Here is a 15,277-nt window from a genome sequence, read left to right as displayed (position 1 = left end):
ACGCTCCGGCATCCTCAGGCGCTGGTTCGAGCTGATGATGGAAAACCAGGATGATCTCGGACGCATCCTGACCGCCGAACAGGGCAAGCCGCTCCCCGAGGCCAAGGGCGAAATCGCCTATGGCGCAAGCTTCGTCGAATGGTTCGCCGAAGAAGCCCGCCGCGTCTATGGCGACATTATCCCCGGCCACCAGAAGGACAAGCGCATCCTTGTCATGAAGCAGCCGATCGGCGTGGTCGCGGCAATCACCCCCTGGAACTTTCCGAATGCCATGATCACCCGCAAGGCCGGCCCTGCTTTTGCCGCCGGCTGCGCCATGGTCTTGAAGCCCGCCTCGCAGACGCCGTTTTCGGCGATTGCAATTGCGGTGCTGGCCGAACGCGCCGGCCTGCCGAAGGGTCTCTTCAGCGTATTGACCGGCTCGGCCCGCGCCATCGGCGGCGAGATGACGGCAAGCCCGGTCGTGCGCAAGCTGACCTTCACCGGCTCGACCGAAGTCGGCGCCGAACTCTACAAACAGAGCGCGCCGACCATCAAAAAGCTCGGTCTCGAACTCGGCGGCAATGCCCCCTTCATCGTCTTTGACGATGCCGATCTCGATGCCGCCGTCGAAGGCGCGTTGATCGCCAAGTTCCGCAACAACGGCCAGACCTGCGTCTGTGCTAACCGCCTCTATGTGCAGGACGGCGTCTATGATGCCTTTGCCGAAAAGCTTTCCAAGGCGGTCGGTTCGCTGAAGACCGGCAACGGCTTCGACGAAGGCATCAATCTCGGTCCGCTGATCGACGAGGCAGCCCTTGCCAAGGTCGAGGAGCACGTTGCCGATGCGCTCGCCAAAGGCGGCCGCGTCGTTGCCGGCGGTCATCGCCATCAGCTCGGCGGACGCTTCTATGAGGCGACCGTGCTTGCGAATGTGACGTCGGCCATGGCGGTCGCGAGAGAAGAAACCTTCGGTCCGGTGGCGCCGCTCTTCCGCTTCAAGGACGAGGCCGATGTCATTGCTCAGGCCAATGACACCGAATTCGGCCTTGCCTCCTATTTCTATGCCAAGGACCTTGCCCGCGTCTTCCGGGTCGCCGAAGCGCTGGAATATGGCATGGTCGGGGTCAATACCGGCCTGATCTCGACGGCCGAAGCGCCCTTTGGTGGCGTCAAGCTTTCCGGCCTCGGCCGCGAGGGCTCGCGCTACGGCATCGAGGAATTCACCGAAATCAAATATGTCTGCCTCGGCGGCGTCGCCTGAGACCAAGGGAAGGCGCGAGATAAAGCAGCATGATGCCTGGTACAGGCTTGAGGTCGACGGCGGTGTCGTCGACCTCTCGGCCCGCCACAGCGCGACATAGCCGACGCTACGCCAAGTGACTGAAGCTGACCATCTCATTCAACTCGCCGAGGAAACCGGGTTCTGCGTTGGATAAATCCCTGCCTAGAATGCTTTGATCAATGTTCCGACCGTCACATGCGGAAAGCTCTTGCCTTTGAAATTCAGCAAACCGGTTTGCGAATATTGCAATTGCACGAACTCGTTACCCAGCTCGTCTATGACGGTTTCGATAGCAAAGACGGAATCCAGATCGAGCGTATTGGCATTGCTGGTGATGAACGGGACATTTGCGATGCCGCCGGCGGTGGAGGTTATCAAGCGTGTGATCTGTTTTAGGGTCTGACCCTGCTCGAAGACCTGATGGTTCAAGGTATCCCGTAGCACCTGATTGGGATCGTCGATCACAGCCTGAGTAATGCCCGGAGGGACCGGGCTGGTTCGGAATCCGTTCGTAATGGCAAGATCATACTCGGGATATGGATTCTTGCTGCCGGGCGCCGGCGGCTCGCCGCCGATCGCGAAGGGTATCGTGTTGGCCGGCGGGATATCCGGCACCTTGTCGAAGTCGGCATGCTGCACGAAACCGACCGTGCAGAACGCGTTGCCATGGGGAATGGTGCCCAATCTCGCAATGCTCGCATCGGCTTTTGGCGCGGTGGTCGCCGGAATATTCAACCACATGCCGGGTTCTATATGCAACGCGCCGCCATTGGTGCCGTCCGTGACGCGATGCAGGTAGGTGACACCATAAATGGCGATATCACCCTGCTCGCTGCCGCGATTGAAGACAGGGGATCCGATCGACGTGAATTCGATCGTTTCGTGCAATAGATTGAGTTGCAGGAAGAAGCCGTTTTCACTGCGACCGGAATAATCCGGACGTGCAATAAGGCTAAAACCCGTCCCTTCCCAGAAGCCGGGAAGATCTGCCAGGGCGCCGAGCCGATCGGCGGTGACCTGCTGCGAGGTCGCTACGCGCCGCAATGTGGCTAGGCCTCTTACGTGAAGCGGAGAAGGCTGCATATCGTTCATCGTCGTCACCTGTCCTTCGTGTGGCATGGGTCGGTGTCAGGCGGCTCGTTCAAAGCGCCGAGAGATACTCAAGCTTGGCGAATTCCTCCCGGAGGGTTTCCAAACCGTCACGGGCAACGTCATAGACGCTGGGTCGGCCCGCCACAGGCTGGTCCTCGCCAGGAATCCAGAACTTGCGCCGCGTCAGATGCAGGCCGCCGAGGAAAGCGGGGACCGCGTTGAACACCTCGATCAGGAACGGGCCGTCATAGACCGGCAGGATCGGCGCAAGGAAACTTTCCCAGGGAATCCAGCTATCCTTCAACGCGCCTCGATCCGGCGCGGAGATATGTATGTAGTTCAGGCGGCGCTGCGCGACGGTGGTACGCACGTCGGCCTGGAAAGCCGCAGGGCCGCTGCTTCCAAGCACCACATGAGCGCTGTCGATGGTCAAACCAGCCTGGGAACTGCCTACCCCTTCCAGGAAGCCGAGCACATCCGAGACCATGTTCGGCGCCGGTGTTTCCCAATGGTCCACCGGCTCGATCGCGAGCTTGACGGCCCTCTTCTCCGCATAATTGGCGAGCTCCTCGATGATCGGCCGCGCTAGCCTGTAGCGAGGTTCAAGCCAATCTTGCAGCGCATCGCTCCAGAGCGGCGTACCGGAATCGAGCGTCGGGAAGACACCGTAGGGAAAGACGATTGGTCCCGCCATGACGGTCTTGCCGCCCAGGATCGACGTGATATCGACGCGGGACTTCAAATAGGCCAGTGCGCCTTCCCTCTGTTCCCGGTAAGGCGAGGTGGGATCGAAGGTCCGCGTTGTCCCGACATTGGTCGTGAAGCGTACCGTTTCCAGGCCGGCCGCGTCCAAGGCCTGCCTGAAACGGGCGTAACTGTCGATCTCGGCCTGATGATCGCCCGTCTGTTGCGCGGCGATCGGCAGGTCGAAACCGTCATAGCCCATGGTAAGCAGGGCCTTGATGTGGTCGATGAGGGTTTGGGTGTAAGCCCGATCATTCGGCCGCAGGTCCGCCGTAAACATGAACAGGCTCAGCAAAATCTCTTTTTTTGCGCCCTTGTCCATCGCTACCACCCGAGCGTCTCGCGCAGATAGGTACGCGCCATCTTGGCGTAACGAAGCGGATTGGCTTTCGCCGGATCCTGTTCGGCTTCGATCACCAGCCAGCCGGCGAAATCGGCTTCGGCGAGCGTCGCAAGGATTTGCGGGAAGGTCTTTATCGAGCCGTCACCGGGAACGGTGAATATGCCGGCTTCGATGGCTGCTTCGAAGGAGAGCCCGTCATCATGAACACGGGTGACAACGTCGGCCCGGATATCCTTCAGATGGATGTGCTTGATCCGGGCGGCGTATTTCTTGGTGACAGCCAACGGATCGACGCCGGCTGCGGCAAGATGGGCGGTGTCGAGCAACAGATGGATCAAATCCGGATCCGTCCTTTCCATCAGCCTGTCAACGGCAGAAGCGATCATCACACCGGTGCCGAGATGCGGATGATAGCAAAGGCGCCGGCCTTCTTCCCTGGCAATCCTGCCGATCTGATGCAGACCGTCCACCAAGCGCCCCCACTGTTCGTCCGTCAGCGTCGGGCAGTTCGGGAATAGCGCGACCGGCAGCGGATTGACCGCATGGCCAAACTCGGCCACCACCAGATCGGCTCTCCTCGGATCGGTGCTGCCGCGCTCCATCTCCTCCAGAAAGGCAAGTTGCTGGCGGACTTTCTCGATCGTCTGCTCTTTCATCGCTTCAATCGTGAAATAGGTGCTGACCCACGGTTCCGAAACGCGCAAACCACGCAGTTCGAGTGCCGGCTTCAGCACCTTGGGGTCGGTCGGATATTTGTGGCCGACGCTGCAGCCGACATAGCCGGCGAGCGCCATTTCACTGATGCATTGTTCGAAGGGAATGCCGATGTCTATGTTGATGAAGTCGTCGTTCCACCAAAGCGTCGGCGTGATGCCAAGCCAGACCTTTTCGGGAGAGAGTCGGGGAGTTTGGATGCTCATCTTGCCAATCCTTCATTGTGGTTGATTTGGACTTCCTTGACTTGCGCAATCGCAGGCTCGCCCGCAAAGGCCGGAATCCGTGGCGGAGACGCCCATGAGCCATAACCCGGGGCCTTTGCCCCCGCGGGATGGGCTCCGATTGCCTTCCACATCAGGCCTTCGGCATAGGCGGCGGGCGAAATCACGAAGCTTACGTCCTTCGGCTTGGCACCAAACGCCTCGCACCAAGCGGCCGGCAGTCCGTACCAAGTGCCGACGTACCAGAGTTTGATGATGTTCCGCGCGACCGGGCCAAGTTTCTCGCTTCCGAAGATCTCACGGCGCAGACGCGCCTTTCGCTCCGACGGAGGTTGGCCCCCTGTCTCCAGACAGATCTTTTCGTAGGTGGAAAGGAGTTCATTCAGGATCGCATCGCCAATCGCGTCGTTGACGGCTGTGAGATAAGCTTCTACCTGGCCTGTCGCCCACAATTCAAATGTGGCAAAGGCGGTTACCTCCGTCGAGAAGGCAAGAAAGCGGTGCGGACGATCTTCGATACTCATGCCTGCGCCTCCTCGGCCGCAACGGTGCGCAGCACCTGATTGTAGCCAATCTCGAACGTCGCCATCGCATACTGGCCGGGGTAGTTGGGCAGGGGATTGCGGATCAGGTCTCCCATCAGGTTCCTGAATTCGAACATTCTGGGCACAGCCTCCAGCAGCAACTGCGGCTGGCCGTTGAAAGCTTGCGTCAACAGCTCCAGGAACGCCGCATAGGTCTGGTTGAACGAAAGCGCAGCCTCGTAGAGTTCCGGGCTCTTCTTACTGTCGATGTCACCGAGTTTCAGATCGGTTTTGACCGGATAAACAGCATGCCAATCGACCCTGAAAGTAGGCCCGGTCGGATGGCCTGCCCTGTCCTCCGGCTGGTAATAGCGCTCTCTGTCCAGCTCGTCGAAGCGGTAGTAATGCGCGAGCTCTCTCTCGTGGTCGTAGATGCCGCCGCCGGCGCCTTCGCCCTGTTCCATCACAAGGCGGATCGCCGCCCTTGCGCTTTCGATATCGATGACGGGAAAGAGCTCGCCGCCGCCGGAGTAATAGTATTCCGATGTGACCTGGCGCTTCGGATCCCCAATAAAGATCGTCTTGCCGTCAGTCTTGGCTTCCTTTTCCAGACGATCGAAACCCTCTTCGATTGCGGCGTAGAAGTCGCCGATGCTGTAGTATTGCATGTCGCTGGCGCCCGGATATCTCCCAAGCACCGTTACGCCCGAACGGTACATGCGCTTGACGAGCTTGTGGGATCCGGGGGCGAGACGAGGACGTTCGATCTTCTTGAAGATCGCCAGCGTCTCCTTGCTGAACGACGCCAGACTCACTTTGAAATCGGTTTCACCATCGGGAAGATGGGCGGGATAGGAAGGCACGAATCCCGGCCTGGTGAGGTCAGGGGTCCCGCCGATGGCGTTCAGAAGGTTTGCCGCGATCGTCAGATGCAGCATTTCCTCGACAGCGACGACCCGAATGACCTGGACGGCATCCACGTTGGTGCCGGGCTTGATCGAATAAAGCGCCGTCAGGTAGGGCGGAATCGTTGCATGCTCCAATTGCATTGCCAGGTAGAGATGCTCTTTGAGTGCATCGAGCGTCGTAATCGTATTAGACATGCTGGCTTCTCCGATTGTTGTGCGCGCGGAAGCGGTCCGGGGCTTATCGTTGCAACTGTTTCAGCATTGCTCGGGCGCTGCGGTAGCACAGTGCGGCGAGGGTCAAGGTGACATTGGCCGTGCCAATGGTTGGCATGCTGCCACCGCCGACCAGATAGAGGTTGTCGTGCTCCCAGGAGCGCTGGTCGATGTTTACGGCCGACCTCTGCTTGTCCGATCCCATGATGTGGGTGCCGGCCAGGTGGTTGCCGCCGCGGATGGCATAGCCTTCGCCTTCATAGTTCACATAGCCACAGTCATTGGTGTCGTAGCGGGTATGGTCGGCGGCGCCGAGCCGGGCAAACATGGTCTTTGCGAACTCCCGCGCATAGGCGGCGCCGCGCATGGTGTATTCCGGAACCGTGAACGAGACGACCGGCCGCATATTGCCGAGCCGGTCGGTATATTGCGGATCGACCGAAACGCGATTGCTCTCGACCGGCATCACCTCGATCATGAAGGCCAGCAGCAGTTGGCGCGAAATGCGGTCGATCAGCCCCTGTCTCAGATCGCCGCCGAAGCGGTTGTGCTCGTCGACGAGTTCGGTGACGTCGGAATAGGGCGAGCCGACGGCCCAGCCCCAACCATCATTGTGGATATCGACGCTGAAGGCCGCCTGATGCCGCCTGAAGGCACCGCCGCGCAAGTCCACGATGCCGCCAGTACAGCTCGTGCCGCGCATGGTGCCGCAAACCTCCGGCATCAGTGCCCAGCTCAGCAAGTAGGCGTGATCCATCAGGTTGCGGCCGATCAAACCGCTCGAGCTCTGCAGGCCCGATGCCAGCATAAGCCGCGGCGTTTCGATGGCGCCGGCAGCCAGCACGAAGATCTTGCCTCTCACGGTGATCGTTTCATATTCGGGCGAGGCCTCATGCTTATAGACCTTGACCTCGAGCGCCTTTGCCCGACCCGTGTCGGAGTCGATCAGAACGCGCGAGGCGACGGCCTGTGCAAGAAGATCGACCCGCCCGGTTTGAAATGCTTTCGCCAGCGTCTTCCCGGAATGATAGCGCGCCTGCACGGGACAGATCGGAACGCAGTTCGTATTGCCCTGACAGCGTCCCCCCTCCTCGACCTCATGCGTATTGACCGCGCCAACAGGCACATACCCCTTGCCACCGTCATAAGCCGGATTGGGGATGCCGTTGCGCCCCTGGGGATAGGGTCGCACCTTGACGGGATAGGTCTCTCCGTAGAGTTCGACCGCGGTTCCGTCGATGCCTTTGGCCACCATCTGGTCGAGATAGGAAAGCGGCAGGCCCCGCATGGGATAGACGTAACCCTCGGGAAAGGTGATATCGAGATAGCTCTGGTCCTCGACATCGGCCGACACGCCGATCTCGCGCTCCGCGGTTTGATAGTCCGCCTCGATATCGCGATACTCCAGCGGCCAATCGAGACCCTGACCGTACAGAGCGTTCGACTTGAAATCTTCTTTCAGCAGTCGCGGCGTCTTGGCTTCCCAGTGCATGGTCGTGCCGCCAAAAATCCGCGTATAGGTGGTATCGGTCACATAGGGCCCGGATTGCACCATATAGGTCGAGGCGTCGGTTTCGCCCGGCTGAAGCTTCCGAAGCTCCGGGCTACGCGGCATCGGAACATTGGGATTGACCGGATAGGGCGATTGGTTGTCCTTGCTGGCGGCATTGTAGAAGTTGGTCACCAATGCATTGTATCCGTCTAGGCTCCGGTTCGTTCCGGACGCGGCTTCCAGGACGAGGACACGCTTGCCCGCCTTGCTGAGCTCATTGGCGATGATGGCGCCGGAGATGCCGGTGCCGACGATGACCGCATCATAATTTCCGTCCGCGGCGACGGCTCCGATGTCGGTCCTTCGCGCAGAGTCAATGGCAAACAGCATGGCGCACCTCCGTCCTATGCAATGAGAAACGAGGAGCACTTCCTCGGCCTTCTTTCCGGTTGGCGCGCAGCCGACATGATAGATGCATTCTGCTTGCTCCCCTTTTGCGTGGTGCGATCAAAGGACCGCTCCGATAAAATGAAGTCGTCAGCCGGCTTTCGCCGGCACGTGCAAATGCGATCAGTGTGCGAAGGTCGCGATCAACCGATCCGCCGTCCGCAACGCCAAAGCCGTTAGTGTCAGCGTAGGATTGGATGTGCCAAGCGTCGGAAAGCTGCCGGAACCGACGACAAAAAGGTTCCGGTGTTCCCAGGCCCGCTGGTCCGCATCGAGGACTGAGGCGCTGGGATCCGAGCCCATGGCGTGCGTGCCGGCAAAATGCCCCATCCCGTGATAGGCAAATGTGCGCCCCTGATAATGGGCCGTTGGAAACCAGCTTCCCTTATCCGGGTCGGTACAATCCTTGATCCCGGCTCGACGAAATACGGCTTCGGCAACGCGCAAGGCAGCCGCCATGCCAGCCAAGGTATAGTCATCGATCCGGTAATCGATCACCGGGCGCGGATTGCCGAGGGGATCGCGGCAGCGGGGATCGATGCTGATGCTGTTGGCAGCGTCGGGAAGCTGTTCGACCGCAAGCGAGAAGCGGATCTGGCGCGGCAGCGTCGCCTCGAGTTCCCCACGCAGTGCCGAACCATACAGCCCCGCGTTCATCACCGCCTGATAGACCGCCGTGTCGGGAGCGCCGGTGCTCGCCCGCCAGCCGTCATTGCCAATGTCAAAGCGGAATGCTGCATGTTTCGAGCGGAACGCGCCGCCCCGCAAGTCCTCGATGCCGGCTGTCGACTGCGGGCCCCTGTAGGCGCCGATCGAAAGGGGTGCGAGCCCCCATGCATAAAGCGTCGGATGATCCATGAGGGTTTTGCCGACTTGACCGCGCGGACCGTCGATCCCCGATGCCAACATCAGCTTGGCATTTTCCACGGCATGCGCCGCCAAAACATAGACGCGGGCCTTTGCGACCAGGGTCGTCGCATGCGTCGAGTTGCGATCCTCGTAGCGCTGATATTCGATCCCTTTCACGTCGCCACTTGCCGGATCGATAAAGATCTTGGAGGCGACCGCCTGCGTCATGACCGTCAACCGGTTCGGATTCGCCTGAGCGAGGGTTTTGCCGGCATTGTATTTCGCCTGCACCGGACAGATCGGCGTACAGGATGTGTTGCCCTCGCAGCGCTCCCCGAGATAGCCGGTCCCGACCGGCCTGTAGGATTTGCGCGGTTGCGAATTGCGGGCCGCCGGATAGCTTCGAACCCTAAGCCGGAACGACTCGTCCTGAAGCTGCACCTCCATGCCGTCAACGGCCGCCCCGAGCACCCGATCCGAAAAACTGGGCGGGACGCGCCGCATCGGATAGTCGTAGCCTTCCGAGAAGCTGAGCCCAAGATAGTGCTGTTCGGAGACATCAGCGGAAACGCCGATCTCATGTTCGGCCTGCTCGTAATAGGGTGCGATCGTGTCATAACCGATGGGCCAGTCGCGTCCGACCCCATGCAGCGATCGCATGCGGAAATCTTCCGGCAGCATGCGCAGCGACACGCCGAGCCAATGCAGGGTCGATCCGCCCCATAGCCGCGTATAGCTGCTGCCATAGAGATTGGGGCCGCGTTGGACGAAGTAGCCGTTGTTCGACCGCAAATCTGCCGTGTCCGGTTGCGGCGCGGCGACGGCGGGCGGCCACGCCGATTCCGGGCCCTTGCTGTTTGCGGCGTAAAAGTGCTCCAGATGCTGCGTGTATTCGGTGAAGCTGCGCGTCGTGCCGGGTCCCGCCTCAAGCAGCAGCACCCGCATATCGGCTTTGGTCAAACGCTTCGCGATCATGGCGCCCGCAACACCCGCGCCGACGACCACCACGTCAAAGGACATCTCGTTCGTCATGTCTTTCCCCTGCGGGCGCGAGCGCCCATGCACCGAAACCTTGCTGTTTGGCACCCGGCGGATGAGCTCCCGCCGCAAGCCATTGCAAGCCGGCCTGATAGGCCGCGCCGGAGACCAGATGGGTTTTGTCGAGCGGCGATGCTCCAAAGGCGCTGCGCCATCCCTCTGGCAATTGTTGCCAGGTGCCGCAGTACCAAAGCACGATCACGTTGCGCGCGATCGGTCCAAGTCGAGCGTTCCCGAGAATTGCCGGAGAACGCTCGCCATCTCGGTCCGTCGGCAATTCTCGAAAGCTGCCGAGGAGATCCTTCACAATGCCGCTGGGAACAATCTGGTCCAGCAGCGCGAGATAGGTCTCTGCCAGGCCGGTGGCCTGCAATCGCATCGCGTTGAAACCGGTCAGCGCGCTTGAGAGCGCAATGAAGCTTGCCAATCGCTCGCTCATTTTTTGCTCCCGGCCGCCCGCGTGGACTTGCCGGCGACCTTGCCCGACAGCTTGTTTCCGCCGGTTCTGGCGCGTACGGCGGACAGAAACGACGCATAGCTCCATGTCAGATTGTGCACGCTCTTTTCATAGCCGGACGTGCCGTCGAACTGTTCGCTCAGTTCATAACGATCGCTGTGATAGATGACCGCGCGCAGCATGGCATCGCCCGCGCTTCTGAGCGCCGCTGCGGCATCGGCGACGGAGGTCGCGCTCGTCACACCAACCTGCGCGAAGAAATCGTCCGACAGGCTATCCAAAGGAACCGTCCCGGCGTGATCGATGTCATTGGCGAGACGATAGTAAAGTTCCGCGAAATTGCATGTGCACAACGCCCAGGGATGCCCGCCGCTGACAGGATGGGCGACATCGCCGTCATAGGTGTCGCCGGGATAGCGGCCGAGGAGCGGACCAATCCCACGCGTCTGATCGGCGGCATTGATCGGGTAGAATGCACTGGAATTCGGATCGGCCCACTGGCTGCGCAGGCGGGCGGCCGTCGCAAGCAATCTTGTGTCGGTTGCCGGCACCGCTCCGTAAATACAGGCCGAAACGATGTCGATGTTCGGATCGTAGCCAAGGTCGCCCGGAACGACCGAGACGCCGGGACCGGCCCCTGGCGCCAGCATCGTCACATAATACGAGCCGTTCCAATGATCCTGAAGGGCGCTTTCGAGCCAGGCAATCGCCGTCGGTACATCGGCGGCAACGCCAATGCCGTGGGTATTGGCGGCCACCTCTCTGAAACAGCGCAACTGAACCGAGCGCGCAAAGAAGGACAGACCTTCGTGCTCTTCCCAGAGGTTGGTGGTGGGCTTCTGGTAAGCACCGAGGAGATAAGACATGTTTGTTTCGATGACCTGCCTGGCAGTGGCTTGGGTCGCCGTGTCCAACTGGGGATAGGCCTGCAAGAGAGCAAGGCTCTGAATGGCAGGTCCATCATTCTGTTCGGTCCACGGGCGCGGTTGCCCGGCGACGGTAAAGCATGCATGCCCTAGCGTTGGATGGGCATTCGTCTGACAGAGCCTGGCGAAGCTGACGTAGTCGATCAAACTCGGCATGCCACTGCCTGGAGCCACAGGCAATCCGGCCGCGGCGATCTCGATGGCGGTGATCGCAGCATCGCGCACCCAGTTGTAGACATAGTCCTGATCGACGCCGGGTGTATTGGCGGGAAAGGAGGGCGCGGCGATAACGCATCCGGACGCCGAATATTGCCCGGGATTGGCGGGATCCTCGATGACATAGCCATCGCTCGTGACGTTGCGCAGCATTAAGAGGATGAGATAATTGGCGAGAGACGCCAGATCGGTTTGTTGGTAGGCTGCCTTCGGGTGCTGCCTTCCCAAAGCAAGCGGCACTCCCGCCCGAGCACGGGCCGTATGATGGATGGTGCTGGTGATGTTCATCTGTTCCTCCGCTCGAATGCATGAATGAGGCGCAGCAGCGCCCAAGTGAATCAGGCGTCGGCTGGTCCCTTGTCGCGGATCCAGGACATTTCGTTCACGGTGGTTACTCCACCGCTCTCAGAGGGGGGCGTGCGCAAGATCAGCTCATCGCCTTTAAGCTCGTAGGGGCGGACCTGCTCGGTTTCCGACCAATTGGGGAAAGAGCTGCCTTCGATCCTGTGCGTGACCTTGCCGTCGGCAACCCTGTAGCTGCCGAAATAACCCAGGCAAGTCGAATAGGCCGCCGCCTGCTCCTCGGCGCTTCCGCCGAGAGGATCGCTTGTTTCAAAAGACGGACGATGCGCCGCCGTCATTTGCACCATCATCTTGCCGCCCGACGTGTAGACAAGCAAACCCGACGCCTCCTCACCAAGGGGATAGGAAACATCTCCCTTGCTCGTCGTCCTGCGCCATCCTGATAGTCTCCAAGATCCCTTGAGATTGTTCATGGCCCCCTCTGTGCTTGCCGGAAACGTGATCGCTCCGCCCTCGCACGGTCTTCTCCGACCGTGACGCAAGGCATTGCATGGGTTCGACTTTCGGAATTCGAGCATGGCGTTACGGCACGAAAGTGCGAACACCTCGGCGCAACGTCACATCATCTAAGTCTGAAAACTGATCGATGAGGCAGGACACGAGCCCCTTCCATCAGTCACATGTCACAACTGTCCGAAACAGGTCATACACGCTGCGTGCCTGTTACTGGTTTTCTCCTGGCGTCGGCGAAGTCACAGCTTCATCCCTCATCGACCTCGCTGACATTGAGATCGATTCCGAAGGCTGACAATTTTATTGGCGCTGACGGAAGCCAGCGCTTCCGTCGATATCGGACGTGCAAGCGGCAGGTTGACCCTGCCTGCAAAGCTATTTGGAATTCTCTTTCCCTGATGCCCAAAGACCGGCCAGGCAATGCCCATTCCGCACGCCGTAGCCTCCCAATGAAAGACTATCTTTGGCCTTCGGTATGCCCGCACCCTGTAGCTGCAATTTTCTTCCCTTGTGTCGGATTTAACAGCTACCTTACGCAACGGTAAATAAGCAATTTTGCCTATGTTTGAGCGCATTCCCGATCCGGCAAAGAACCTGCGGCTTACCCACCCGATCATGCGAGACAGCCTCTCCGCCAACGACCCCCTCGCTCGCACTCAGGTTTTATTATAAAAATATCATATAATCCGGGTATCACCCGAAATGGTCATGAAAATAATACTTCCTTGAGCTAATATGCAGTAGACTATCTGAAATCCTGGGGAGGGACGAGTGAACAGTGAAGCCGTGGCAACTGCAAACGTAATGTTCGACTTTTTGTCGGAAACCGCTGCGGCAAAAAGCAAGGATGAAATACTCGGCTCATTGGACCGGTCGGCACGGCACTTCGGTTTTAGCTGTTTTGCAATTTCCGGCATACCTTTGCCCACGGAGCGAATTGATTCCTACTTTATGTTGAATGCTTGGCCGTCGGAGTGGTTCGACCACTATCTTTCGCACAACTATGTGCACGCCGATCCGGTGATCCAGCTCTCTAAAATGCAGGACGGTGCTTTCGTTTGGTCGGAGGCGCTCCGAGATCAAGAGCTTGGCCGTCACGCGCGCCGCGTCATGAATGAAGCCAGAGAATTCAAAATGAAAGACGGCTACAGCGTGCCGCTGCACTCAGCGAGCGGGTTTCAGGCGATCGTGACGTTCGGTGCCGAAAAGGTCGATCTCTCCGGCGCTGCCAGGGGCGCGCTGCATATTCTGTCGATCTATGCCCACAATGCGCTGCGTGGCCTTATGGCGAAAGAGGCGAGATCGCGAGATCGGAGCCTGCTGCGGATCACGGCGCGGGAGCGAGAAATCATTCAGTGGTGCGCAGCCGGCAAGACGGCCATAGAGATCGCCGGAATTCTGGGGCGTTCGCACCGAACCATTCAGAACGAAATCTTGAATGTTCAGCGCAAGCTCAATGTCGTGAACGCGGCGCAGATGATAGCGGAAAGTTTTCGTTTCGGAATACTTCGCTAAAGAGCCTTATCGGCGGGCCGCAGACAGGTCAGCATGCCGTCGCGCCCTCTTGCCGGTTACTCACGTCGCCTCGGAGCTGCCCCGACCAATCCTCATCCAAGCTTATCGATGACGTCGGCCGAGAGCTGAAAGCTGGGTATTTTTACTCATTTAAATGGCAGGGACTATCATGCATTCTTGCCGTAAAATCAGGGGCAAGGATGATTAGACTCTACGTCGGTTGCTCGGCATCAAACGGGCAAACAATGGAGAAAATTTGGCGCTTCCGGCACGAGCAATTTGTGGAAAGGCTCGGTTGGGAAGCCATTCGGCGAAGCGACGGATTGGAAATAGACCAGTTCGATCACGACCGCGCCCTGCATCTCGCACTCTTTCATGAAGATGCCGTCGTGGGGTACTCGCGACTGCTCCCTACGACAGAGCCGCATTTGTTGTCGGACGTCTATCCTCAGATCATGAACGGCGGAACATGGCCACGCTCACCGGACATTTTTGAATGGACCCGATGTGTTGTCGCGAAAGGTGAAATACTCATCAATCGGGTGCCGGCCTCACACATCCTGATGACCGGGGTGATGGAATTTTGCCTTGTTGCCGGCATCAGCTCGCTGATCGTTGAAACGCACCCGAAGTTGGTGGACCTGTTAATTTCGACGGGTTGGCAGGTGACCAAACTCGGATTGCCGTCGCTGCTCGAGGACGGCTTGGTTGTGCCAATCCAAGCAAAGCCTTCCATGGCTGGTTTGATGCGGCATCATCAACTCTACTCCATCCATGGAACAACCCTCTTGCTGGAACCGGAGCTCCACAATCCGCTGAAGCCCGAGACGACCTTGAGCCACTTGCCCTACTTGGCTCATGCAAGAATTCGTACAAACCACAAGATCAATGAAAACGCCTATTTGGCTAAGTGAAAGCAGCGGCCGCGCCGTAAGCGCGAGCTGGCTTTCGGCGGGCAACATATGCGATCGGGGCGCGCTGCAAGCGCCGACTGCCGAGATGGCGACTGACAGATTTCAGAAGAGATATGCCAGCTCGCTTGTCCCGGCAAAAGCGGAAATGAGGGAGTGATGCGACTGCTGCGGGCATTGGTCGGGCAGATTAGATCCACCGAAGAGCGCGATCGCCCTTGCGACGGCGACGTTTACAATGAGCTGTGGGTGCAACGTTTGATCGATCAATTCGATCAGGAATTGAAGGCTGCAGAATGCCGGGGCAACCGGAAAGACGCTTCAGAACAAGCTGGTGTGAGATGACAAGCGACAAACAGAATCAAATTGAAATTTTTGCGGAACCCGAAATCTATATTAAGGAACTGGTGCACGATCAGGCCAATAATTTGAGCGCAATCATCACCCAGGTATTTGAAAACCAGACGTCGACCGAGGACGTCGCATTGATACGCTATCTGCTTCAAATGCTCAGCGTCGCAACCACGGTCGAAAGAAAGTTTCATTAGTAGAAACACAGCAGCGCTTCGCCCTGGTATTGTAGA

At 59.1% G+C, this 15,277-nt stretch carries 14 protein-coding genes; 4 read left to right on the top strand and 10 right to left on the bottom strand.

The window, feature by feature from the left end:
- A partial coding sequence (locus QDY28_RS25440) for an NAD-dependent succinate-semialdehyde dehydrogenase (RefSeq protein ID WP_331384153.1) occupies positions 1 to 1,243 on the top strand: 1,243 nt, incomplete at its 5' end.
- 183 nt (positions 1,244 to 1,426) lie between these two features.
- Here QDY28_RS25440 and QDY28_RS25435 read toward each other — a convergent pair.
- From QDY28_RS25435 to QDY28_RS25390, 10 genes are all read right to left on the bottom strand, one after another.
- On the bottom strand, positions 1,427 to 2,356 hold the full coding sequence (locus tag QDY28_RS25435) for a heme-binding protein (protein ID WP_331384152.1): 930 nt from the start codon (positions 2,354 to 2,356) through the stop codon (positions 1,427 to 1,429).
- 49 nt (positions 2,357 to 2,405) lie between these two features.
- Entirely contained in the window at positions 2,406 to 3,422 is a 1,017-nt protein-coding gene (locus tag QDY28_RS25430) for a sugar phosphate isomerase/epimerase family protein (protein WP_331384151.1), read from the bottom strand.
- A gap of 2 nt (positions 3,423 to 3,424) precedes the next feature.
- The gene (iolE, locus tag QDY28_RS25425; RefSeq protein ID WP_331384150.1) at positions 3,425 to 4,363 is read right to left on the bottom strand and encodes a myo-inosose-2 dehydratase; all 939 of its coding nucleotides are present in this window, start codon (positions 4,361 to 4,363) and stop codon (positions 3,425 to 3,427) included.
- Positions 4,360 to 4,905 (bottom strand): hypothetical protein, encoded by a 546-nt coding sequence (locus tag QDY28_RS25420; protein WP_331384149.1) that lies wholly within the window; start codon positions 4,903 to 4,905, stop codon positions 4,360 to 4,362. The genes iolE and QDY28_RS25420 overlap by 4 nt, the downstream gene beginning before the upstream one ends.
- Positions 4,902 to 6,008, bottom strand: coding sequence for a ferritin-like domain-containing protein (locus QDY28_RS25415; protein WP_331384148.1), 1,107 nt, complete (start codon positions 6,006 to 6,008; stop codon positions 4,902 to 4,904). The genes QDY28_RS25420 and QDY28_RS25415 overlap by 4 nt, the downstream gene beginning before the upstream one ends.
- A gap of 43 nt (positions 6,009 to 6,051) precedes the next feature.
- Positions 6,052 to 7,908, bottom strand: a complete 1,857-nt coding sequence (locus QDY28_RS25410; RefSeq protein WP_331384147.1) for a GMC family oxidoreductase — start codon at positions 7,906 to 7,908, stop codon at positions 6,052 to 6,054.
- Between the two features lie 180 nt (positions 7,909 to 8,088).
- Positions 8,089 to 9,846 carry a GMC family oxidoreductase gene (locus QDY28_RS25405; RefSeq protein ID WP_331384146.1) on the bottom strand — a complete coding sequence of 586 codons (1,758 nt, stop codon included), beginning with the start codon at positions 9,844 to 9,846 and terminating at the stop codon, positions 8,089 to 8,091.
- Positions 9,824 to 10,291, bottom strand: a complete 468-nt coding sequence (locus tag QDY28_RS25400; protein ID WP_331384145.1) for a hypothetical protein — start codon at positions 10,289 to 10,291, stop codon at positions 9,824 to 9,826. Before QDY28_RS25400 ends, QDY28_RS25405 begins: the two co-directional genes overlap by 23 nt.
- Positions 10,288 to 11,739 (bottom strand): glycoside hydrolase family 15 protein, encoded by a 1,452-nt coding sequence (locus QDY28_RS25395; protein ID WP_331384144.1) that lies wholly within the window; start codon positions 11,737 to 11,739, stop codon positions 10,288 to 10,290. Before QDY28_RS25395 ends, QDY28_RS25400 begins: the two co-directional genes overlap by 4 nt.
- A gap of 50 nt (positions 11,740 to 11,789) precedes the next feature.
- On the bottom strand, positions 11,790 to 12,227 hold the full coding sequence (locus QDY28_RS25390) for a lipocalin-like domain-containing protein (protein WP_331384143.1): 438 nt from the start codon (positions 12,225 to 12,227) through the stop codon (positions 11,790 to 11,792).
- Positions 12,228 to 13,038: 811 nt separating this feature from the next.
- On the opposite strand from QDY28_RS25390, the gene QDY28_RS25385 reads away from it, so the two are divergent.
- The 3 genes from QDY28_RS25385 to QDY28_RS25375 all read left to right on the top strand — a co-directional run bounded on the left by QDY28_RS25385 (position 13,039) and on the right by QDY28_RS25375 (position 15,241).
- A complete protein-coding gene (locus QDY28_RS25385) occupies positions 13,039 to 13,782 on the top strand; it encodes a helix-turn-helix transcriptional regulator (RefSeq protein WP_331384142.1) in 744 nt (247 codons plus the stop codon).
- Between the two features lie 245 nt (positions 13,783 to 14,027).
- Positions 14,028 to 14,696 carry an acyl-homoserine-lactone synthase gene (locus QDY28_RS25380; protein WP_331384141.1) on the top strand — a complete coding sequence of 223 codons (669 nt, stop codon included), beginning with the start codon at positions 14,028 to 14,030 and terminating at the stop codon, positions 14,694 to 14,696.
- 293 nt (positions 14,697 to 14,989) lie between these two features.
- Positions 14,990 to 15,241, top strand: a complete 252-nt coding sequence (locus QDY28_RS25375; protein WP_331384140.1) for a hypothetical protein — start codon at positions 14,990 to 14,992, stop codon at positions 15,239 to 15,241.
- Positions 15,242 to 15,277: the final 36 nt, after the last annotated feature.

This window comes from Rhizobium sp. BR 362 (assembly GCF_036528765.1).
Classification (GTDB): domain Bacteria; phylum Pseudomonadota; class Alphaproteobacteria; order Rhizobiales; family Rhizobiaceae; genus Rhizobium.
The sequence above is the reverse complement of the archived record's forward strand: the minus strand, read 5'-3'. Positions and strand labels throughout refer to the sequence as shown.

Excerpts from the sequence above, each read along its gene's own strand:
- QDY28_RS25415 (WP_331384148.1), bottom strand. The coding sequence starts at position 6,008 with ATGTCTAATACGATTACGACGCTCGATGCACTCAAAGAGCATCTCTAC.
- QDY28_RS25405 (WP_331384146.1), bottom strand. The coding sequence starts at position 9,846 with ATGACGAACGAGATGTCCTTTGACGTGGTGGTCGTCGGCGCGGGTGTT.
- QDY28_RS25390 (WP_331384143.1), bottom strand. The coding sequence starts at position 12,227 with ATGAACAATCTCAAGGGATCTTGGAGACTATCAGGATGGCGCAGGACG.
- QDY28_RS25430 (WP_331384151.1), bottom strand. The coding sequence starts at position 3,422 with ATGGACAAGGGCGCAAAAAAAGAGATTTTGCTGAGCCTGTTCATGTTT.
- QDY28_RS25375 (WP_331384140.1), top strand. The coding sequence starts at position 14,990 with ATGCCGGGGCAACCGGAAAGACGCTTCAGAACAAGCTGGTGTGAGATG.
- QDY28_RS25420 (WP_331384149.1), bottom strand. The coding sequence starts at position 4,905 with ATGAGTATCGAAGATCGTCCGCACCGCTTTCTTGCCTTCTCGACGGAG.
- iolE (WP_331384150.1), bottom strand. The coding sequence starts at position 4,363 with ATGAGCATCCAAACTCCCCGACTCTCTCCCGAAAAGGTCTGGCTTGGC.
- QDY28_RS25400 (WP_331384145.1), bottom strand. The coding sequence starts at position 10,291 with ATGAGCGAGCGATTGGCAAGCTTCATTGCGCTCTCAAGCGCGCTGACC.
- QDY28_RS25395 (WP_331384144.1), bottom strand. The coding sequence starts at position 11,739 with ATGAACATCACCAGCACCATCCATCATACGGCCCGTGCTCGGGCGGGA.
- QDY28_RS25410 (WP_331384147.1), bottom strand. The coding sequence starts at position 7,908 with ATGCTGTTTGCCATTGACTCTGCGCGAAGGACCGACATCGGAGCCGTC.
- QDY28_RS25435 (WP_331384152.1), bottom strand. The coding sequence starts at position 2,356 with ATGAACGATATGCAGCCTTCTCCGCTTCACGTAAGAGGCCTAGCCACA.
- QDY28_RS25380 (WP_331384141.1), top strand. The coding sequence starts at position 14,028 with ATGGAGAAAATTTGGCGCTTCCGGCACGAGCAATTTGTGGAAAGGCTC.